This is a genomic window from Algiphilus sp., assembly GCF_965216485.1.
Lineage (GTDB): Bacteria > Pseudomonadota > Gammaproteobacteria > Nevskiales > Nevskiaceae > Algiphilus.
Map to the genome: position 1 here is coordinate 887,763 of NZ_OZ244162.1, position 20,695 is coordinate 908,457.

The window sequence follows — 20,695 nt, forward strand, 5'->3', positions numbered from 1 at the left end:
ATATGAAAACAGAGCTTCCTCACCGGACCGCCTGGCTGGATGCCTGCGGCATATCGCTGACGTCGATGTGTGCCGTGCATTGTCTGCTAGTGCCCGTGTGGCCGCTACTGGGCATGGCCTTGCTTGCCGACCCGCGTGTCGAGCAGTGGGCCCTGATGGCGTCCATGGCCATTGCCGTTCTCGCCATTGGGCATGGTGTCTGCGTGCATCACCGCAAGGCCCTGCCGCTGTTGCTGATGCTGGCTGGCTTCGGCCTGTATCTCAACAAGGGTTTCCTGGGCGAAGGGCCTGAACCGCTGCAGCTGACCGTCGGCGTAGCCCTGGTGGCGGGCGCGCATGGGCTCAACCTCCGGTGCCGACGGGGCGCGGCGACTCAGTGATCGTGATAGTGATCCTCGCCGTGGTCGTGCACATGTAGGTCATAGGACAGCGTGAGCAACTGGCCGTCCGCCTGTTCCAGCGCCAGTTGCAGATTGACGCTCTTGACTTCCGCCCACTGCACCGGCGCGGCGTCGATCAGAATGCGATAGCCATCATCGGGGATGCGCAGGGTCTGTCCGGCACTGAGGGCAATGGCGGGTAGCTGCTGTTCCGGCGCGGTGCTCAGCAGGCGCGCATTGTCGCTGCCCGCCACCGACGCCCCCACCAGCCGCACGCTCTGCTGCAGGCCGTTGCGAAGACGCAGATGCAACTCGGCGGGTGCATCCTCCGACGGTCTTTCCACCCAGCCATCTTCGATGGACACCGTGCGTGATCCGGAGCAGGCCGCCAGCAGGGTGGCGAGTGCCAGCAGCCATGCGGATATCGAAAGTGGACGTGAAGCCATGGTCGGGTGCGTCGCCAAGGAAAAAGGGGGGCGGGTACGGTCTCAGTCGAGCCAATCGATGGTTGCGATCAGACGCGCAGTATGCCCGTCGACCGCCGGTGAGCGGTGCACAAGGCCGTTGCCTTCGTTACCCAGCCAGTGTTCTCCCTTCATCAGCGCGACGTCGCCGGCGCGCAGTTGCTGCGGTTCCGCCTGCGCACTGGATGCAGTGCCTGATGCACCCAGGTGGTCGCGGTCCACGACATGCTTGGGTAGCCATTCGGTGCCGGGGCCGCAGAAGGTCGCGATCATGCGTACCGGAATGCGGTCGACGTGGAAGCGGGGACACATCGCGCGGTCCAGCGCCGTGATGCGCAGCCCAATGGCGGGAGGCTCGAACAGTTCCGCGAACATGCGGGCGCAGTCAGTTACTGCCACCAGCAGTGGGTTCAGTGCGGGGTCGGTGGGCCAGCGACGGCGCACATCGGCATCGACCGCTGCTGCCGTGCCGTGGCTGTTGCACAGAAAGCCCGGTCGCGCCCGGCATAGCGTTTCGGCGCCAAGCCGCGCCTGCCAATCGAGACCCCCTTCCCAGACCGCCAGATTGACGCCGGGCTGGTAGATCTCCGCGAGTACGGCAGCGTTCGGGCCACCGGCGTACTGGGTCATCGCGTGCGCGGGGCTGAGGGTTTCCATCAGGCGGCTTCCTCCTCTTGGGTCCAGTCGGGGAACGGGTCCGGCAGGCGGGCCCAGGCTTGCGGCCCGCCAGCCAGCTCTTCATCGCTGAGCAGTGCCGCATTGAGCTGGCTACGAATGGCGGCCTGATCCAGGCCCTGGCCGATGAAGATCAGCTCCTGTCGGCGGTCGCCGAAGGCCTCGCTGCTTCGCTGTGCCATCTGCTCGCGCCAGGCCGAATCCTCCGGCCATTGCGACGCGGGCACCGCGGCCCACCAGTTACCCGCCGGTCCGTGGCGCATGATGCCGCCGGCCTGTGACCACTGCCCGGCAATATCGAAGCGGGTCGCCAGCCAGAAGAAGCCCTTGGAGCGCAGCAAGGTGCCGGACCACTGCGGCTTGGTGATCGTGTCCCAGAAGCGCTGCGGGTGGAACGGACGATCGGCGCGGTAAACCATGCTCGCGATGCCGTGCTCCTCGGTTTCCGGAATATGCGTGCCGCGCAGTTCCTGCAGCCAGCCTGGCGCGGCGGCGGCGCGCTCGAAGGAGAAGCGCCCGGTGTTGAGCAGCTTGTCGAGGGGAAGCTGACCGAAGGTGGCGGGGATGATCTCGGCGTGGCGATTCAGCTGCAGGAGCAGCGCGGTGAGCCGTTCGCGCTCTGCCTGACTGATCAGCTCGATCTTGTTGAGGATGAGAATGTCCGCGAATTCCACCTGGTCGACCAGAAGATCGGCGACGGTGCGGTTGTCATCCTCGCCGAGGCTTTGGCCGCGTTCGTCGAGTTCGTCAGCCTGTTCGAGGTCGACGGCGATATGGACCGCGTCGACCACGGTCACCATGGTGTCGAGGCGCGCCAGATCGGACAGGCTCTTGCCGTGCTCATCGCGAAAGGTGAAGGTCTCGGCCACAGGGAGCGGTTCCGAGATGCCGGTGGACTCGATCACCAGTGCGTCGAAGCGGTCTTCACGCGCCAGCTTCGCCACCTCGATCAGAAGATCCTCGCGCAAGGTGCAGCAGATGCAGCCGTTCGACATCTCCACCAGGCGCTCGTCGGCGCGATGGAGCTGGACGTCGCGGCTGACGAGGTCGGCGTCAATATTCACGTCCGACATGTCGTTGACGATGACCGCTACGCGCCGCCCATCCCGGTTATTGAGAATGTGATTGAGCGTGGTTGTCTTGCCCGCTCCGAGAAAACCCGAGAGCACCGTGACCGGTAGCGTCATGCGAATCACCAAATGTTATAACATTGCTAATGATCGCATTGCGGCCATGGGCTGGCAATGCCCCGGCGGCGCCGCTGTATCGGCGAGGAGCCGCTGCCTTTCCAACCCACGATGCAGGAGATGCACGCCATGGATGATGAGCGGGCACTGACCACGGAAGCCCGGCAGGGCGCAGAGCGCCATCGGCCGACGCGGGGGGCCGCCGAAGCCGCCGTCGACACCCTCATTCGATGGGCCGGGGATGATCCATCGCGTGAAGGCCTGCGCGATACGCCCCAACGCGTCGTGCGCGCCTACGAGGAATTCTTCAGCGGTTACGGCGAAAACCCGCGGCAGCCCCTGTCACGCACCTTTGAAGAGGTCGCCGACTATCAGGGCATCGTGCTGCTGCGCGACATCCGCCTGGAATCGCATTGCGAGCACCACATCGTGCCGATCATCGGCACCGCCCACGTGGCCTATCTCCCGGATCGCCGCGTTGTCGGCATCAGCAAGCTGGTGCGCGTGGTGCACGTCCTGGCGCGCCGTCTGCAGACGCAGGAGACGCTGACTGCGCAGATTGCGCAGGTGCTCGATGAGGCTCTTGCGCCGCGCGGTGTGGGCGTGCTGATTGACGCCGCGCATCAATGCATGACGACGCGCGGGGTACGCGATGTGGGCGTGTCCACCGTCACCAGTCATTTCACGGGGGATTTCGCCTCCGACACGGCCCTGCAGGATCGCCTCTGGCGCCTGCTCTGAGCCCTCGCGCTGGGCGTCATCACCCAGCGGCCATGCTCCTGCCGGCTGGCGTCACGCGCAGCGTTGCGCGAAGATGCACGGATTCGCCACGAAAAAGCGCAGATCACGCGCAAACAGAGCGAAGCCAACAGGAGGAGACAGCATGGGCACAGACCCCGAATCGGGCGCGCCTGGGGACGAAACACCGCGCAGCCTTTCCCGTCGCGTCGTATTGCAGTGCGGCGGCGTGGTGTGCCTGCAGGCCTGGCTGCTGCCGATGGCGGGCTGCGGCACCTCGACCGCACCCGCCGCCGCCAGTGGGTCGGCATTGCGCGGACCGGAAAAGGCGACGCCCTTCGCGCGCTTCCTGACCGCATCCGAGCGCGCCACCTTGCGCGCGCTGGTCGACCGCTTGATTCCCGCGGACCTCACACCGGGTGCGGCGGTGGCAGAGGCCGAAAACGCCATCGACGCCTTTCTTGCCGCCTTCCTCACCGATCCGCCCCTGATCTATGCCGGTGGCCCCTTCTCGGACCGCGCCGGTGCCGCCGACAACGATTTCGAACGCTTCATTCCCCTCGATGCTTACGAGGCTCTGGCCTGGCGCCTGGTCATCGAAGGCTCGCAAGGTCTGCCTGAGCGCGAGTTCAATGGCCCTATCAAGGGATTGCAGCAGATCTACCGCGAAGGCTTGGCGCGGCTGGACGTGCGCGCGCAGCAGCTCGCTACCGGCATCCTGCCCGCCGCGCTGGGCGACATCGTCGCGGCGCAGCTCGCCGACATTGGCCTGGACACGGTGCTGGCACAGGTTGACGCCCTTGCCGGCAATGAGGGCTTTGCCGATCTCCCTGCACCGCTGCGCGACCTGATCCTGTTCGACCCGAGTGACGCGACCGTGCAGGCGCTGGTCGATGTCGCCTTTCCCGACACCCTGGCCGGGACCTATGGGCCGCCCGAATATGGCGGCAATCGTGATCTGGTCGGCTGGACGCTCGCCGATTTCGACGGCGATGTGCAGCCACGCGGCTACAGCGACGATGCCGTGGTCAATGCCGATCAACCCGGACCCTTCGACAGCCTGCTGCCACCTTCCTACGGACGCGGTGCCGAGGGCACAGCGGCAACGGCCAGGGCGGGCGCGTCCCACACTGGCGTGGCGGACGTCGTGACGCTGCCACTGGTCGTCGCGCCCAGTGAAAGCCTGGCCGCCATCATTCTGGATGCCGGTGGCTCGCTGACCGCGCTGAAACGTTGCCTGGCGCCCTGGACGACGCCGCCGGCCGACGCAATCTGGACCTGGAGCGCCGACCATGCCTGAGGCCATCGTCATCGGATCGGGCCCGGCCGGTGCCATTGCGGCCCATGAGCTTGCCCAGCAAGGCTGGTCGGTGACCGTGCTGGAGCGCGGCCGCAATCTGCGGCCCGGCTTCGGCGAAGTCGACAGCGGTGATCTGGGCACGCTCTACAGCAGCGACGAGATCAAGACCAACCGTGGCTTCGGCTACCCGCATCCGCTGCTCGAACCGATCACCGGCCGCACGCGGGGCGAGGCCGGTGAGGGCACGCGCCGCAGCGTGCAGGGCACGCACGTCTCGCTCGGTGCCGCCGTGGGTGGCACATCGCTGCATTACAACGCCAAGTTTCCGCGCTTCTGGAAGCGCGACTTCAAGCAACTGTCCGAGCTGGGCCCCATCGACGGGGCACAGGTCGCGGACTGGCCGATCAGCTACGACGACCTCGCCCCCTATTACGACGAGGTTGAGCGCACCATCGGCGTGCAGGGCGATGTCAGCCTGATGCCAGCACGCACGCTGGAACAGTCACCGCGCAGCGGCCCCTTCATCATGCCGCCGAACCCGACGGGCTACGCCGCCCGGCTGCTCGCGCGCGGCGCACTCAATGTCGGCTGGGAACCCTATCCCTATCCGGCCGCAGTCAATTCGGTGCCTTTCGATGGCCGTCCGGCCTGCAACTCCTGCGGGCTGTGTTCTTCCTTCGGCTGTCCGATCAACGCCCGTGGCGACGCCATGGTCAGCTACCTCAACCCGGCGGTGCGCAGTGGGCGCGTGCGCGTCATCGAGCGCGCCCTGGTCCATCGCATTGCCACCACGCCGGACGGTCGGCGCGCCAGCGATGTGCATTATTTCGATGCGGACGGAGCGCCCAAGCGCATCAGCGCCGACAAGGTGCTGCTGGCCGCCAGCCCGGTGCAGACCGCCCGGTTGTTGCTGATGTCCGCCAGCAGCGCCCATCCGCTGGGCCTGGGCAATGGTTCGGACCAGGTTGGCCGCAATGTCATGTTTCACTTCTTCACCATCGGCGGCGCTCTTTTCGCGCGCGACATCCAGTCGCTGCGCGCGCAGAGCACGACAGTGCAGGTGGACGATCTCACCGGTCCCTTCACCGGCGCCGAGGCAAGGGCCTTCGGTCTGCCCTACATCAAGGGTGGCCTGATTCAGGTGGGCAGCTCGCTGCCGCTGCTGCAGGAGGCCAATCTTTACGCCGGCCTTGGTGCGCCCTTCGGCACAGCGCACAAGACCTTGATGCAGACCGGTCTGGTGCGGCGGCGTCTGGCAGGCATTCAGTTCGTCGGCGAGGATCTGCCGCAGGCGCGCAATCGTGTCGACCTTGATCCGGACGTCAAGGACTGGCGCGGCCTGCCCGCGCCGCGTGTGACCTACGCACCGCATGCCCACGACCGGGCCGCAGCCACCCTCACCGCGCCCCGCCTGCTGGCCATGCTGCAGGCGACGCCGGGGGCCACCGGTGCCGTGGTGCTGCCGGAGCCGCTGCTGTCCGATCAGCCTTCGATCACCGCGCACCATGCCGGCACGGCGCGTTTCGGTGACGACCCCGCCACCAGCGTCTGCGATCCCTGGGGCAAGCTGCACGAGGTGGAGAATGTCCACGTGGTGGACGGTTCGCTGTTCCCTACCTTTCCCGGCTACAACCCGACGCTGACGGTCCTCGCCAGCTCGTTGCGCATCGCACGGGCCATCGGCGAAGGGCGCGCATAGGAGACCCCGCGCATGATCCGCAAATCTGTCTGCCTGGCGATCCTTTTCGCCCTCGTCGTGCCGCTATCCGGCTGCGGCGGCGGGCACAGCACCGGCGAAACGGCGATCGAAAACGGCGGCTTCCGCCTGCTTGTCTTCACCCGCACGGAAGGTTTTCGCCATGCCTCCATTCCCACCGGCGTGGAAACTGTCGAGCAGCTCGGCGTGATGCACGGCTTCGAGGTCGAACATACCGAGGACCCCGCGGCATTCAATGCCGAGAATCTGGCGCGTTTCGCCGCCGTGATGTGGCTCAACACCACCGGCGATGTCCTGGACGAGGGGCAGCAGCGCGCCTTCGAGGACTACATCGCGGCCGGTGGCGGCTATGTCGGCGTACATTCCGCCTCGGATACCGAGTTCGACTGGCCCTTTTACGGCCAACTGGTGGGCGCCTATTTCAAGAATCACCCGGTGTTCCCCGTCACCGCCGAGGAAGGCCCGGGCGTGCAGCAGGGCGTGCTGCGACGCGAGGCAGCCGAGCACCCTTCGACCGCGCATCTGCCCGAGCAATGGACGCTTGAGGATGAGTTCTACGCCTTCCAAAGCAATCCGCGCGGTGTGGTGCGCGTGCTGATGAACATCGACGAGGACAGCTACGACCAGGACCCGAATACCAGCAATCTTCCGGGTCGCGATGGCTTCCCGCTGGGGGAGACCGGGCAGATGAACGACCATCCGATGAGCTGGTGCCACGACAATCTCGGTGGCATGGCCTGGTATAGCGCCATCGGTCACAGCATCGGGCTTTACGACGACGGCGACTTTCGCCAGCACCTGCTGGGCGGCATTCTCACCGCCGCACGCCGCCAACCGGCCGACTGCGCACCGCGCGAGGATGGTCCGCTGGCAGAGCCGGAGGAAGGCCCGGCCGCGCCGCAGCAGATTCCGCTGCTCGACGAAATCGCTGACGCCCTGGCGCCGCCAGCCTGAGCCCGACTAGCGCGGGGCGGTGTACCAGACGGGGGAGGTCCAGCCGCGTTCCTCGATGGTCTGGAAGACCGGCGTGCCGCTGAAGCGGGGGCCGTCGGCGGTGGCGGTCTCCTGGATGGCGCAGCAGCCCTCGAAACCCTGCAGGCCGGTGGATTCCGGAAAGATGCCATTTGCCGGATCGAGGCGCGCGCAGTCGACATCCTTGGTCAGGCAGAGATGCGTGTTGTAGCGGCAGCTCGGCACTTCCAGCGCGCGCACGTAGTAGAAGGCGTGCTGATTGGCGTTGAAATCCGGGTCCTGCCAGACAGTACCCAGCTGCGAGGGATGCAGGCCAGTGTAGACGGCACAGCTGTCGCGCGCGGGTAGCCGCGGTGTGTCGTCGGTCTGCGCCACCGTGTACACGCGGATGTGACGCTCGCCAGCGGCATCCACCCAACCCTTGATGATCTGCAGCGCCTGCAGCGGATGACCGTCCGAGTCCTGCATGACCCAGGCCGCGATGTACGGTGCGTCACCGCTGCGCGGCGGCAGGTCGGCGCCCATCGCCACACCGGGGAGTGCGGCGGCAGCCATCGGGTCTTCGCCATCGGCGAGGCGCTGCATGACATCCTCGGGAAAGGGCTGCCAGCTCGCCAGCATGCGCATGCGCAGGCGTGGCCCGGAGGTGCCCCAGGTCTCGCCGCGGCGCACCGCCTGCCAGATCGCCTCGCGCCTGTTTTCCGCTGCCCACACGCCCGCCAGGCCGCCAGGATTGAAGGGACGCGCCACATCGGCGAACAGCCGGCCAGGGCAATTGTCAGGGTCGGAGGGATCCGGGTTGTCGAAGTCGCCCGCCTCGATGCACTGCCACTCTCCGAGCTGCTCGGCGGGCTCATCGTCGAGCACGCCGCCGTGGCCGGAAAAGCCGGCCTCGCGCACATTGCCGGGCGTACCGTTGTGGTTGTCGGTGGAAGCCGAAATACCCATGCGGTACGGGTTGATGCCGTCGAGTCGATCCTGGATCGCCAGGCCTTGGGTGAGGGCGTCACGTACGAAATCCTGCGGTGCGGTGCAGCCGTCGGGCGTCGAACCACTGGTGGTGACGGTGTCGCACACATCGACCGCATAGAGCGGGTCGCGGTGCTGGCAGAAAGCGGGGTCGGTGGCGCTGCCGGTGCAGTACTCGGCGCATTCGGCCGGGTCATCGGCGTCGCCGGTGCAGACGTGCTTGAACAGCTCGAAATCGCAGTTCGATTCCTCGCCCTGCAGCAGGCCGCCGCCGAGTCCGACGGCGCATTCGGATTGGCCCTTGTGCTGACTAATCTCGAAGCCGCGTTCCAGTTCCGCGCGCAGGCGGGCGTCAACCGCCGTCAGCGGCTGGTCGTCGCGCGCCGGCGGCAGACCGGTGGCGGGATCGATCGGCCGGAAGAAGCGACCATTGGCGGTGTTGGCGCTGTGCGCGATGGTGAAGACATCGCAGCCCTCGATCTCCACGCAGGCCTGCTGCAGATGGTCGAAGAGTTCCCATTCGATATTGGTGTTGTCGGGCTGGGCCGCGCTCAGCGCGCCGACGGCCCCAAAGGTGTCGGCAGGCACCGTGTCATTGCGGAAGAAGATGTTGCGATGCACGGATTGGCCGAAGGCATTGGGCGTGTACTCATAGGCGTGCATCGTCGTGAAACGGCAGGGCTTGTATTCCTCGTTGTTGATGCGCTGGGTCTCCTGCCAGGCGATCCGCGTCGTGGGCAGTTCGCCGGTGATGCCCTGAAGAAAGGCGAGGGCCGGGGAGGTGTCGCCCGCCACGAAGCTGCGCACATCGTTGCGGATCTGCTGGCCCAGCAGATTGCACGCCGGGTTGGTGCCCGGTTCCAGGTTGCCGCGCGCCTCGCACACATTGCGGAAGTTGCCGATGGATTCGGCGTGGTCGGTGATGGCTGCGAAGTCCAGCGGGCGATCGAGCTGCACCGTGCGCCGCGGGGTATGCGGGTCCTCGTCGCCGGCCGGCAGCCCGACCGGGTCGCCCTGGGCAAAGCGCAGCGCCTCGCGCGGCCCGTTCATGCTCTGGAAGAAATAGGCGTCGATCGAGAAATTGGTATGGGTGTGCAGGTCGCCGAAGTAGGCGTTGTGAAAGCCGGGTTGGAAGTCCGCGCAGGGTGCGCTGGGACCGGCGCCGATGTCGCCACCACCGTCGTCGGGGGTTGTGCCGTTGGACGGGGCTGTGCTGGTACCACAGCCGCCCAGCCAAAGGGCAAGACAGAGCAGCGCGGGAATCTGAAGCGGTCGGACCATGGCAGGCTCCAATGCTAGGCGGCGCCAAGGGCGGTGATGCGCCCCAGCAGCCAGTAACAGGCGATGCCGCCCAAGGCATGGGTGGCGAGCTGCGCGCTCGGCGCGGCCGGCAGCCAGCGGCCCAGAGGACGCAGCAACAGCAGGGCGGCGATGAACAGCAGTTGCCCTGCTTCCACCCCGAGATTGAAGCTGGCCAGCGCCCAGGCCTCGGCGGCCGGCGGCAGACCGATATCCGCGAGCGCGCCGGCAAAGCCGAAGCCGTGCAGCAAGCCGAATCCGAAGGCAACCGCCCAGGGGAAGCGGAAGGTCCAGCTGGGCGGCATCGCGCGGCCGGCTCCCGGTGGACCGGCACGGGCGAGTTCCACCGCCAGCAGTAGGATCGACAGCGCAATCACGGCTTCCACCGGCGCGGAAGGCAGGCGCAGCTCACCCAGTGTGGCCAATGACAGCGTGATGCTGTGCGCCAGCGTGAAGGCGGTAACGGTGCCGATCCACGCGCCGACACCGCGGCCGGCACGCCACAGCACCAGCACCAGACCCAGCACGAAGAGCAGATGATCCGGGCCGGCCAGGATGTGTTCCACGCCGAGCAGGAAGTAGGTCGCCACCGATGGCTGTGCGCGGCTGTCGGTCAGAGTCAGTGCGACCTCGGGCGCATCGCGGCTGGCGCGCTGATAGCGCGCATCGTTGCCCATGCGAATATGCACCAGCGCTTCCGGCCGAATGCTGTTCATCCCGCCGACGTGCAGCCGATGCGCCTCCATGGCGGCGCTGCATTGCAGCTGCCAGCGACGGATCAGTGCTTCTTCAGTGACGGTGACTTCGGCCTGTCCGTGCGGCGCGCATTCTGGCTGCAATGACAGTTGCAGGGGCGGCAGCGTGCGTTCACCGCGGCGCGCATCCTTGGTGAGCACCTGCAGTGTCTGCGGCCCCGTGGCCTCGATACCGATATAGGCCATGGGTTGCTCGTGCGCGGCTGCCGGCGTGGCCAACAGGCACGCCCAGATGCATGCGCATGCAATGACGGCGATCTTCATCACGTGGAGGGCGCGCGGCGCACCACGAATTGGGCGCGAAGCTGCTCGAGCAGGTCGGCATTCTTCCGTTCACGCTGCAGATGGCGCACTTCATTGACCAGGGCCTCGCCGGCGGAGTCCACCGTGGCCGGCACGAAGGGGATGACCGCCTGCACGCGCACCAGGTGCAGCCCTGCTGGCGAGGCAATCGGCCCCGACCACTGCTGCAGCGGGAAGGTCTGCAAGGCGTCGAAGAAGTCACGGCCGAATCGCTTGTGCACTGCCGTGGCATCGGCGGCCTTGATCTGCGCCGGGCCCGGGAAAGGGTCGCCCGGCGGCAGCGCGGCGCCGGACCCGGCTGCTCGCAGCTCGTGCAGCAGCGCCTCGGCGCGTTGGGGAGCCTGTGCGCCGCGGGTGAGGAAGACGTGCTCGAAGCTGATACGCATCGGCTGGCCATAGCGCTCCGGGTGCGCCTGCAGGTGCGCCTGCAGCGCCTCCCGCGTCGGCTCGGGCAGTGGGTGGGTGTCCTCCAGCAGGAAGCGCATCTTGCGGATGAGCTGACGACGGATGATCTGATCGTCCTCGTCCAGCCCGAGGGCGCGCGCCTGGCGGAACAGTGCCTCGTTGTCGACCCAGTGCGCGATCATGCGGTCGAGTTCCTCGGCCGTGGGCGGGCGATGCTCGCGCGTCTGGAAATCCGCACGAAGGGCGTCGACGCGCTGCGCGCTGACCACGATCTCGCGCGCCGCATCGCCGTCGCTGAGTCCATGGTCGAGGGCAAACAGCGCGCCACCGATCAGTGCGAAGACAACCAGGGGCTCGCGCAGCCAGCGTGGCCCAAGGGACGCGCTAGAAGGCATAGGCCAGCGATGCGGTGATGTGGTCGCGGTCCGAGCGCAGATTGCGGTCGCCGGCGCCGGTGAACATCGTGTAGTCGACGGTGGTGGTGAGATTGCGCGTCAGACGCATCTGAAAGCCGGCCGTGAGCTTGATCTGCCCTTCGACGAAATTCTGGATAGGGAAGGCGGAGGTGCCCTGCACGTCGTGCTCGAACAGGGCGCGCGGAATGACGGTCATGCCGAACACGGCGTTGTGATAGGTCGGCAACAGCAGGATGCGATAGCCCCAGGCGAAATCATCGGCAAAGATGTCCGGGTCCGCCTGCTCCGGATTGACGCGGCGCGTATCCGGTTCGCCGCCGCTGCCGCTGCCGTCCGCGCCCGGGCTGAAGTGGGTGTTGGTGGCGCCGGAGCCTTCGATCTGCAGCCGCTCCAGCGCTGGCAGGTCGAAAATCTGGGTCGCGCCGACCTCTACCGCCACCAGAATCTGATCGGCGCCGATCCAGTTGCTCGCCGACAGCGCGCGAATCGCGGTGAAGCTGGCCTGCCCGATGGACAGCCGCTCGTAGCCGGTGACGCGCTCGCCGGCGGAGACCGGGTCGCGCCGGAAGCGCGTCTGCAGGAAGTCCGGCGCCGCCGAACGCGCCCCGGGCACGGTGAAGATGCTCTCCGCCCCCGTGGGAATACCGACATCCTCGTCGGGAAACGCGGGTTGCAGCGAGGCGAACAGCACGTCGCGCGTGGCGACCTGGACGGGCTGGTTGGGGCTGTAGGCGATCTCGCCGGCGAAGGACCAAGCCCCGATATTGGTGGTGCCGCTGAAGCCGTAGAGCTGGATGTCTTCCGGGTAATCCAGGAAGGGCCGGATGGTGTCCACCGGCAGGGCCTCCTGCCCGACTTCGGGGACGCCGGGAATCTGTGCGGCGATGGTGTCGAGCACGGTATCGTTGATGATGTTGGCATCCCCCGCGAAGCCGCCACAGGCGAGCAGGGCCTGCGCAAAGGCGGTCTGCTGCGTGACCGGGTCGAGCGCACCCCCCAGGTCGGGCAGCGCATCCAGCAGCAGCGGAAGTACGGCGCCGAGGTCCCCAGCGGCGATCTGCTCGCGATCGCGCAGACAGCTGCGTTCGGCGGCGAACACGCTCAGATATGGCAGCCGGCTGTGGTAGTTCATGCCGTAGAAGCTCAGTTCCGAGCCACCGTTGAGCCATTCGGCGTAGTAGTTCAGCCGCAGGCCGAACTGGCCCTCGTCGCGGGGTTCGCCGAAGCGCTCGTCGAGCAGATAGGCCGTGCGCGTGGCACTACTGAGCAGGCTGGACAGACCCGACGGCTGGAACTGGCGATTGGGGTCTTCCGGAAACTGGCCGATGCCGATGGTCAGATTGGTCGGGCCGTCGCCGGCCGCGCCGATATCCGCGGTCGACAGGAAGGAGCCCGCCACATCGGGTTCGGTGGGCGCCCAGTCGTACTGGTAGAAGGCGTTGACCGAGACATTGGCCGAGAACTCGTAGTCGGCAATGATCATCCCTACCGGGAGGAAGGCATTCTTCAGGCGTGCGCCGGGCTGGCGCAGCAGGCGCGCACTGAGCGGATTGATCTGGTTCAGGCTGCTGAACACCAGAAAGGTGGATTCGCCCCAGCGCAGGATCTGTTGTCCCACCGACAATCGGAGCCGGCCATCGAAACCCGGCACGGGTGCACTGACGAAGGCTTCCAGCAGCCGCGCCTGGCGGCCGAGGTCCGCTTCCAGATCCGGTCGGCGCGGGACGCGTTCAGGCTGGAACAGTGTGTTTTCGTTAAAGGTCAGAAAGTCGCTGTTGAAGGGGTCGTAGTAGGCAAGGCCGGTGAACTTCGCACTGAGCTCGCCCCAGAACACACTGATCTCGGGCTGGTACTGCGCCGTGGCGTAGACGATGTCGCCCTGGGCGTAGTTGAGATTGCCGTCGTCGCCATTGACGTTGTAGCCGCCGCGGGCGTCCACCAGGCGCTGATTCGGGGCGGGATCCCCCATCAGCGACATGCAGTCGTCCTCCACGCACAGGCGTTCCTGGCCGGGCACGTTGAGCTTGGCCAGCAAGGCGTTGTTGCGGTCCTCCAGGCGCCAGCTGGCACCCACGGCGGCCCGCTGGTTGATGCGGATATCGACCTCACCCAGACGGAAGTCCGCGGCCTGCCCCTGCGTTGTACCCAGTGCCAGGCAGGCTGCGAAAACCGCCATCCACTGCCACCCACCCCTGCTACGACTCTCCCCCATGCGCTTGGTCTCCTCTTTTCCTGCCCTGTGGGCATGGCTGGCCGAGCCTCTTCGGGCGGCCTTATGCGTCCGTAATATCCCGAAAATTTTACGACCTGTAAAGACGCCTCGATCTCGATCGTCAGAGGGGCAGCGGATCGAGGTGATGGCTGCAGGTGATTATTTGACAGCCTGTAAATAAATCGCGCAGCATGTCGTCGTCAAGGGCACTCGCACCGGGGGAGATGCCCGCGGAGCGCTGGGCGAACAGTCACGGCCCAAGAGGAGTTGGGGGAGATGCTGAAGACATTCCATAACAAGATCTGCGTCATCACCGGAGGCTCGAGCGGCATCGGCTACAGCGTGGCCGAGGCGCTGGCGCGCGACGGCGCCCGGCTGCTGCTGGTCGCCCGTCAGCAGGCGGCGCTGGAGCAGGCGGCCTCCTGTCTGCGCGAGCTGGGTGCGGCGGAGGTCCAGGTCTGCAGTGCTGACGTGACCAGAACGGAAGACCTCGCCCGTGTCGCCCAGGCCGTGTCGGACATGGGCAAGGCCGCCGATCTGATTATCACCAGCGCCGGTGTGGTCAGTGCCGGGCTGTTCGAGGATGTTCCGCTGGAAGAGTGGCGTCGACTGCATGATGTCAATGTCATCGGATTGGTCGCGGTGTTGCAGGCCCTGCTGCCCGCGATGCGCGCCCGTGCCAAGGCGGGGGGTGGCGGCGGGCATATCGTCAACATCGCCTCGGCGGCGGGGCTGGTGGGCTTTCCGGGCATGGCCGCCTACGGTGCGACCAAGGCGGCGGTGGCCGGCTTGAGCGAAAGCCTGCGCGCCGAGCTGTCCGGCCTTGGCATTGGGGTCACGGCGGTTTGCCCTGGCTTTGTGCAGACGCCGATCGCCGACAAGATCACGCTGTTCGGGCGTATGGATACACCGCGCACGCGCAAGATGATCGGGCAGTGGTTCCAGCGCAATGACCTCTCGCCCGAGCGCGTCGCCGCAGCCACCCTGGCCGCGGTGCGGCGCGATCGTGCCCTGGTGGTGGTGGGCAAGGATGCAGCCTCCGGCTACTGGACCAAGCGAGTTGCACCCGGGATTCTGCGCATGGTGCTGCGCCGTGCCGGTGGCGCCTCGGCCACCGCCTGAGCGGGGAGAACCGCATGTGGAAGAAAGGGCTTGTCGTGGTCGCGGTGGTGCTGGCCGTGCTGGTCGGGCTGTTCCTGAGCTTCGAGGACCGCATCGTCCGACGCATCGTCTTTCAGCAGGCGTTGGCGAGCATCCAGGCCGACAATCTCGAAGGCATGGACAACGGCTTGCACGTGGTGCTCTGCGGCTCCGGCTCGCCGCTGCCGGACCCGACCCGCGCCGGCCCCTGCGCATTGGTGATCGCAGGCGAGCAGGTGCTGATGGTCGACGTCGGATCGGGCAGCATGCGCAATCTCGGCCCCATGGGCATTCCACCCGGGCGGGTGGATGCCTTGCTGCTCACCCATTTCCATTCCGACCATATCGATGGCATCGGAGAGCTGATGCTGCAGCGCTGGGCCGGAGGCAGCCACTCCACGCCACTGCCGGTGATCGCGCCCGCAGGGGTCACCCCCATCGTCGAGGGCTTCAATCAGGCTTACCGCACCGATATCGGTTACCGCATTGCACACCACGGAGAGGCGGTTGTGCCGCCCAGCGGCGCCGGTGCCAGTGCGCGTCCCTTTGCGCTGCCGCCGGCGGAAGGTCGCGTGGTGCTGCAGCAGGAAGGACTGACCGTCACCGCCTTCCCGGTCGATCACGCGCCAGTGGAGCCGTCGGTGGGCTACCGCTTCGACTACCAGGGACGCAGCGCGGTGATCAGCGGCGACACCAAGGCCTCGGACGTAGTGCGTCGCCACGCCCAGGGCGTGGATCTGCTGGTGCACGAGGCGCTGGCCTCGAATCTCGTCGGCATCCTGACCGAGGCCGCCGAGGTGGCCGGCGAGACGGAGTTGGCGACCATCACGCGCGATATCCTCGACTACCACACCAGCCCGGTGGAGGCGGCGCGCATCGCGGCGCAGGCCGAAGTCGGGCACCTGCTCTACACCCACATCGTTCCGCAATTGCCGGTGGTATTGCTCGAACGGCAGTTTCTGAAAGGGGTGGACGCCGTCTTCGAGGGTCCGGTCACGGTGGGCGAGGACGGTCTGTGGGTGTCCATGCCGGCCGACAGCACAGCCATCGACATCGAGCAACTCCTACGCTGGTAGCACCTGCCATTCGATTTCTTTGAGACCCCGATGACCAAGCCCTATCTGCTGTACGGCTGGCAACTGTCCTATTTCAGCGGCAAGGCGCGCGCCTATCTGCGCTACAAGCAGATTCCCTTCCGCGAGCGGGTGGTGGATGGCTACACCCTGATGCGGCGGATTCCGCGCAAGACCGGGAGCAGTCCGGTCATGCCGGTGGTGGTCACGCCGGAGGGGGAATGGCTGCAGGACACCACCCATATCATCGAGACGCTGGAAGGTCGCTTTCCCGCGCCTTCCGTCTATCACGAGTCCGCGGCCCTGCGCGTGCTCGCGCAGTTGCTGGAAGTCTGGGCGGACGAGTGGTGGATTCCCCCCGCGATGCACTACCGATGGTCATATCCCGAAAACGAGGCGCTGTTTCTGAAGGAGGCCGGGCGCGCATTGCTGCCCTTTGCACCCGGCTTTGTGCAGCGTCGGCTGGCGCGCCGGCCGGCCACCATGCTGAAGAGCTATCTGCCCGGCGTCGGGGTCGTCCCCGAGCAGTTTGCGCTGATGGAAGCCTGGACCGAGGCCATGCTCGACGCCCTCGACCAGCATTTCGCCAGCCACGATTTCCTGCTTGGCGGGCGCCCCTGCGTGGCCGATTTCGCCCTCATCGGCCCGCTCTATGCGCATCTGGCCCGGGACCCCTGGCCGCAACGTGCCCTGATCGCGCCGCGTCCGCATCTGCAGGCCTGGGTGGCGCGCACCCATGCCGGTGCGCAGGGTGATGGGGCGCTGTTCGACATTGCTGCGCTGCCGCCGACCCTGCAGCCGATCCTGCGCGCGCTACGCGACGAATTTCTGCCCATGGTGCTTGGCATTCGCGATGCGGTGCTACGGTACGCGGAAGGCGGTACGGGGCAGAAGCCGCGTCTGCCGCGCGCGCTCGAGTCCATTGATTTTCCCATGGCCGACGGCCGCTTCCACCGTCTGGCCATGCCCTACACGCTGTGGATGATGCAGGGCGTGCAGCGCGGCTATCTGGCGCTCGACGAGGCACAGCGCACTACGCTGTGCACCGCGATCGGCGGCGGTGCAGCCGCCGAGGCGCTGGCGGCGGACATGGGGCCGCCGCTGCAGCGCACGGGCCTGCGCGTACGCCTGGCGGAGCCAACCGGCAGCGCGCGCAGCCGTTAGGCTACGGCCTTTGTCACCGGAAGATCGCATGTCCCTGAAGCAACGTTTCGAATCCGCCTCCCACGCCGCCGTGACGCGCGCCCAGCAATGGGGCGTACCGGTGGAGGAGCTGGAGCGCGTCGTCGATCAGCGCCTGCAGCCCTTGCTGGTCAAGCACCTGTCGCGTTTCGTGATTCCCTTCGTGCGTCGCTCCGGCGCGCGGGTGGTGGCATTGGAGCCGGGGCGCGTCGCGTGCCGCATGCCGCTGCGCGGCAACGTCAATCACATCGGCACGATGTACGCCGGTGCCCTGTTCACGCTGGCCGAATTCCCCGGCGGGCCGCTGATGTTGGCCACCTTCGGCATGCGCCGCTTCATTCCCATCGTGACCGCTCTCGACATGCAGTTCGTACGCGCCGCCAAGAGCGATGTCTCCGTCGAGCTAACGCTGAGCGCGGAAGAGGCCGAGCGCATCGAGGCCGAGACCCTGGCCGAAGGCAAGTCAGAATTCGAGGTGCGCGGCGAGCTGAAGGATGCCCAGGGCGAGGTGGTCGCACTCAGCCGCGCGATCTACCAGATGCGCCCCAAGCGCCGCTGACGGCCGCTTCCCTCACCAGGCCCCGCATGGACGAGACCGCGCCGCGCTATACCGTCTACAAGATGGATATCTCCTACTTCAGCGGCAAGCTGGAGGCCTACCTGCGCAACAAGGGCATCGCCTATGCCGCGCAGGACGCGGATGCGCGCACCCTGGATCGCATCCATCGCGCAACCGGCGCCAAGAAGGTGCCGGCGGTGCAGATGGCGGACGGCCGCTGGCTGTTCGATACCACGCCCATGCTGGACTGGTTCGAGCAACAGCATCCGGAGCCCGCGCTGGCACCGGCCGATCCGGCGCTGGCCTTCGTCGCAGCGCTGATCGAGGACTATGCCGACGAGTGGCTCTGGCGCCCGGCAATGTGGTGGCGCTGGGAGCCGGTTCCCACGCGCCTCGCTCTCGGCTGGCGCATTGCCCAGACCGTGAATCTGCCCGCCGTGCACAAGGGCGTCTTCGCGCGCTACTTCGCGCATCGGCAGCGCCAGACCTGGTTGTGGGACGACGGTGTGGACGCAAGCAATGCTGAGGCGGTGCGCGCGGTCTACCTGCACGAACTCGACACCCTGCAGGCGGTGCTATCGCAGCAGGCCTATCTTCTTGGCGCGCGGCCGTGCGCGGCGGATTTTGGCTACTTCGCCTCGATGTTCCGGCACTTCGGCAACGACCCCGATCCGGCCGAGCACATGCGTCGCCGGGCGCCTGCGGTCTATGAGTGGCTTGCCCGTCTCTGGAACGGTTCCCCGCAGCGCTTTGCCGACGAGCCCGCCTGGCAGTGGCCGGAAGCGCAGCATTGGGCCGGATTATGGCAGCGGATTGCCCAAGACTACCTACCCTATCTGCACGCCAACGCCTGCGCCTATCGCGACGGCAGGAAGCGCTTTGATGTCGCCTGTGCCGCCTTTGCGCTCAAGGGCACGGTCACCCATCGCTACCGGGTATGGTGCCGGCAGGAATTGCAGCGCCGCTTTGCTGCCTTGGATGCCGGCGCTCAAGCACGGGTGGAGGCCCTGTTCGCGGCGCATGGCGGCCTGCGGGCCTTGCACGCTGACGGCGTGATCGACGCTGGCATGGGGGAGCACTTCACCTTGCCCAAGGCGGCCGGTGACTACCGGCCATCGCTACGCGTTGCCCTGATGGGTCAGCCGCGCGACTAGGCCATCCAATGCGTTCAGGCTTTGTCTTGGGGCGGCGAACCGGCCTCGATGCGGCGGATCATGTCGTTGAACACGGCCACGCCGCGATCACGCGAAATGGCGCCGTCGCGCACCAGCTGGCGCATGCCCCAGAAGCCCATGACGATGATCCAGCTGAACACGCGCGCACTTTCGGTATCCAGGTCCAGTCGCTGCTGCGTCGGCTCCATCCAGACATTGCTGATCATCGTGCGGATATTGCGGCGGATGCGGTCCAGCTCCGGCGAATCGCCGGCCGTGCCCGCCATCAATTCCCAAAGCGCGTCGCCGCGCCCCGGCGGCATGTCGAGGGTGACCGACTCGGCGCTGACCACAGCCGCCTGCAACCCGTCCGGATGCGCGGCGATGGAGGCGCGCGTCCCCTCCATGACATCGTTGAAGATGTGCCATGCGGTCTGCGCCACCAGAGCCTCGAGATTCGAGAAATGGTGATAGACCAGCTGGCGGCTGGTGCCCGCGCGTTCGGCCAGCGCACTCATCGACAGGGCGGCCCAGCCGTCGTGCTCCACCAGATCGGCGGCGACCCCGAGCAGCATGTCGCGCCGGTTATCGTGGCTCAGATACTGCCGCTTGCCTTGAGCGGAGGAGGCGCTGTCACGGGCCTCGGCGCTGTGCTTGGGGGTCTTCATCGCGGCAAGGGTAATGGGCGGACGACGGCCTGTCGATTGCACCCATGCTGCGGCAGCGCGCCTCCGACCCGATCCCGGCAGGCGCATGGCCCTTCGTCGCAGACAGCGGCCAAATCATCAACACACACCGTGGCGCTGACTTAGCGAATGCGCCGCGCCAATTACGACCAAGACGAGAACACCATGTCGTTACTGCCTTCCCCGCGCAGCGGGCACGCACCCGCCAACGGGTTGGAACTGGCCTTTGAAGACTACGGCGATGCCACCGCCCCGACGGTGGTGATGATCATGGGGCTGGGCACCCAGCTGCTGGGCTGGCCGGAACCACTGATCGCCGAGTTGCTGGAACGCGGCTTCCGCGTGGTGCGCTTCGACAACCGCGATGTTGGTCTGTCCACCCGCTTGTCAGGGGCCAAGCCCACGGAAGATATCCGCCGCGCCTATTCCAAGTCCCTGATTGGCCTGCCGGTGCAGGCGCCTTACCGTCTGCAGGATATGGCGCAGGACACGCTGGGCCTGCTTGATGCGCTGCAGATCGAGCGCGCCCATGTGGTGGGTGCCTCCATGGGGGCGATGATTGGTCAGACGCTGGCCGGCAGCCATGCCGATCGTGTGGCAAGCCTGACCTCGATCATGTCCTCTAGCGGCCACCGTTGGCTGCGTCCCGGCGATCCGCGCGCCACGCTGCGCCTGTCGCAGCCCCCGCCGGCGCAGGACCCGGAGACCATCGCCCGTCACATGACCGAGACCATGCGCATCATCGGCAGCAAGCCGCATCTGGCCATGGACGATGCCCAGCGCTACGCCGAGCTCAAGCGTGCCGCTGAGCGTGCCTACTATCCCGCTGGCACGGCCCGGCAGCTGCTTGCCATCCTCGCCTCCGGCAGTCGGGTGGATCTGCTGCGACGCCTGCGTACGCCCACCTTGGTGCTGCACGGCGAGCACGATCCGCTGGTGCCCGTGACCCACGGCCGCCACACCGCGCGCTGCATTCCCAAGGCGCGGTTGGAGACTTTCGACGGCATGGGGCACGATCTCCCTCCGGCCCTCATGCCGCGCTTTGCCGACTTGATTGCCGAACACGCCGCCCAGGCGGTCCGCTGAGACCGCCGGGCGAGCGCATAACA

19 protein-coding genes are annotated in these 20,695 nt (G+C 66.9%); 11 read left to right on the forward strand and 8 right to left on the reverse strand.

Annotated elements, in window-relative coordinates:
- Nucleotides 1–2 precede the first annotated feature (2 nt).
- The gene (locus tag ACOOFO_RS04065) at nt 3–380 is read left to right on the forward strand and encodes a MerC domain-containing protein (RefSeq protein WP_420428382.1); all 378 of its coding nucleotides are present in this window, start codon (nt 3–5) and stop codon (nt 378–380) included.
- On the opposite strand, the gene ACOOFO_RS04070 is transcribed toward ACOOFO_RS04065, so the two are convergent.
- From ACOOFO_RS04070 to zigA, 3 genes are read right to left on the reverse strand one after another with little or no spacing between them, the layout of a single operon-like run.
- Nucleotides 374–826 carry a copper chaperone PCu(A)C gene (locus tag ACOOFO_RS04070; RefSeq protein WP_420428383.1) on the reverse strand — a complete coding sequence of 151 codons (453 nt, stop codon included), beginning with the start codon at nt 824–826 and terminating at the stop codon, nt 374–376. The genes ACOOFO_RS04065 and ACOOFO_RS04070 overlap by 7 nt on opposite strands.
- A gap of 42 nt (nt 827–868) precedes the next feature.
- A complete protein-coding gene (locus tag ACOOFO_RS04075) occupies nt 869–1,501 on the reverse strand; it encodes a DUF1826 domain-containing protein (RefSeq protein WP_420428384.1) in 633 nt (210 codons plus the stop codon).
- The gene (zigA, locus tag ACOOFO_RS04080; protein WP_420429639.1) at nt 1,501–2,712 is read right to left on the reverse strand and encodes a zinc metallochaperone GTPase ZigA; all 1,212 of its coding nucleotides are present in this window, start codon (nt 2,710–2,712) and stop codon (nt 1,501–1,503) included. The genes ACOOFO_RS04075 and zigA overlap by 1 nt, the downstream gene beginning before the upstream one ends.
- A gap of 123 nt (nt 2,713–2,835) precedes the next feature.
- Here zigA and folE point away from each other — a divergent pair, with 123 nt between their 5' ends.
- From folE to ACOOFO_RS04100, 4 genes are all read left to right on the forward strand, one after another.
- The gene (gene folE, locus ACOOFO_RS04085; RefSeq protein WP_420428385.1) at nt 2,836–3,447 is read left to right on the forward strand and encodes a GTP cyclohydrolase I FolE; all 612 of its coding nucleotides are present in this window, start codon (nt 2,836–2,838) and stop codon (nt 3,445–3,447) included.
- Nucleotides 3,448–3,589: 142 nt separating this feature from the next.
- Complete coding sequence (locus ACOOFO_RS04090) at nt 3,590–4,744, forward strand: gluconate 2-dehydrogenase subunit 3 family protein (protein WP_420428386.1); 1,155 nt, start codon at nt 3,590–3,592, stop codon at nt 4,742–4,744.
- Nucleotides 4,737–6,443: a GMC family oxidoreductase gene (locus tag ACOOFO_RS04095; RefSeq protein ID WP_420428387.1), complete on the forward strand. Its 1,707-nt coding sequence runs from the start codon at nt 4,737–4,739 to the stop codon at nt 6,441–6,443. The genes ACOOFO_RS04090 and ACOOFO_RS04095 overlap by 8 nt, the downstream gene beginning before the upstream one ends.
- A gap of 12 nt (nt 6,444–6,455) precedes the next feature.
- The gene (locus tag ACOOFO_RS04100) at nt 6,456–7,415 is read left to right on the forward strand and encodes a ThuA domain-containing protein (RefSeq protein ID WP_420428388.1); all 960 of its coding nucleotides are present in this window, start codon (nt 6,456–6,458) and stop codon (nt 7,413–7,415) included.
- 6 nt (nt 7,416–7,421) lie between these two features.
- Here ACOOFO_RS04100 and ACOOFO_RS04105 read toward each other — a convergent pair whose 3' ends face one another.
- From ACOOFO_RS04105 to ACOOFO_RS04120, 4 genes are read right to left on the reverse strand one after another with little or no spacing between them, the layout of a single operon-like run.
- Complete coding sequence (locus ACOOFO_RS04105; RefSeq protein WP_420428389.1) at nt 7,422–9,683, reverse strand: DUF3604 domain-containing protein; 2,262 nt, start codon at nt 9,681–9,683, stop codon at nt 7,422–7,424.
- A gap of 14 nt (nt 9,684–9,697) precedes the next feature.
- Entirely contained in the window at nt 9,698–10,675 is a 978-nt protein-coding gene (locus ACOOFO_RS04110) for a HupE/UreJ family protein (protein ID WP_420428390.1), read from the reverse strand.
- Nucleotides 10,676–10,719: 44 nt separating this feature from the next.
- The gene (locus tag ACOOFO_RS04115; RefSeq protein ID WP_420428391.1) at nt 10,720–11,559 is read right to left on the reverse strand and encodes a peptidyl-prolyl cis-trans isomerase; all 840 of its coding nucleotides are present in this window, start codon (nt 11,557–11,559) and stop codon (nt 10,720–10,722) included.
- Nucleotides 11,549–13,756, reverse strand: a complete 2,208-nt coding sequence (locus tag ACOOFO_RS04120; RefSeq protein ID WP_420428392.1) for a DUF1302 domain-containing protein — start codon at nt 13,754–13,756, stop codon at nt 11,549–11,551. Before ACOOFO_RS04120 ends, ACOOFO_RS04115 begins: the two co-directional genes overlap by 11 nt.
- A 312-nt stretch (nt 13,757–14,068) precedes the next feature.
- On the opposite strand from ACOOFO_RS04120, the gene ACOOFO_RS04125 reads away from it, so the two are divergent.
- Genes ACOOFO_RS04125 through ACOOFO_RS04145 form a run of 5 tightly spaced genes read left to right on the forward strand, consistent with a single transcriptional unit; the run spans nt 14,069 to nt 18,900 of the window.
- On the forward strand, nt 14,069–14,914 hold the full coding sequence (locus ACOOFO_RS04125) for an SDR family NAD(P)-dependent oxidoreductase (protein ID WP_420428393.1): 846 nt from the start codon (nt 14,069–14,071) through the stop codon (nt 14,912–14,914).
- A 14-nt stretch (nt 14,915–14,928) separates the two neighbouring features.
- Nucleotides 14,929–16,008 carry an MBL fold metallo-hydrolase gene (locus tag ACOOFO_RS04130; protein ID WP_420428394.1) on the forward strand — a complete coding sequence of 360 codons (1,080 nt, stop codon included), beginning with the start codon at nt 14,929–14,931 and terminating at the stop codon, nt 16,006–16,008.
- 30 nt (nt 16,009–16,038) lie between these two features.
- A complete protein-coding gene (locus tag ACOOFO_RS04135) occupies nt 16,039–17,169 on the forward strand; it encodes a glutathione S-transferase family protein (RefSeq protein WP_420428395.1) in 1,131 nt (376 codons plus the stop codon).
- A 28-nt stretch (nt 17,170–17,197) separates the two neighbouring features.
- Nucleotides 17,198–17,746, forward strand: a complete 549-nt coding sequence (locus ACOOFO_RS04140; protein ID WP_420428396.1) for a PaaI family thioesterase — start codon at nt 17,198–17,200, stop codon at nt 17,744–17,746.
- Between the two features lie 26 nt (nt 17,747–17,772).
- Nucleotides 17,773–18,900, forward strand: coding sequence for a glutathione S-transferase family protein (locus ACOOFO_RS04145; RefSeq protein ID WP_420428397.1), 1,128 nt, complete (start codon nt 17,773–17,775; stop codon nt 18,898–18,900).
- A gap of 14 nt (nt 18,901–18,914) precedes the next feature.
- On the opposite strand, the gene ACOOFO_RS04150 is transcribed toward ACOOFO_RS04145, so the two are convergent.
- Nucleotides 18,915–19,610: a TetR/AcrR family transcriptional regulator gene (locus ACOOFO_RS04150; protein ID WP_420428398.1), complete on the reverse strand. Its 696-nt coding sequence runs from the start codon at nt 19,608–19,610 to the stop codon at nt 18,915–18,917.
- A gap of 141 nt (nt 19,611–19,751) precedes the next feature.
- On the opposite strand from ACOOFO_RS04150, the gene ACOOFO_RS04155 reads away from it, so the two are divergent.
- Nucleotides 19,752–20,672, forward strand: coding sequence for an alpha/beta fold hydrolase (locus ACOOFO_RS04155; RefSeq protein WP_420428399.1), 921 nt, complete (start codon nt 19,752–19,754; stop codon nt 20,670–20,672).
- The last annotated feature ends 23 nt before the right edge of the window (nt 20,673–20,695 follow it).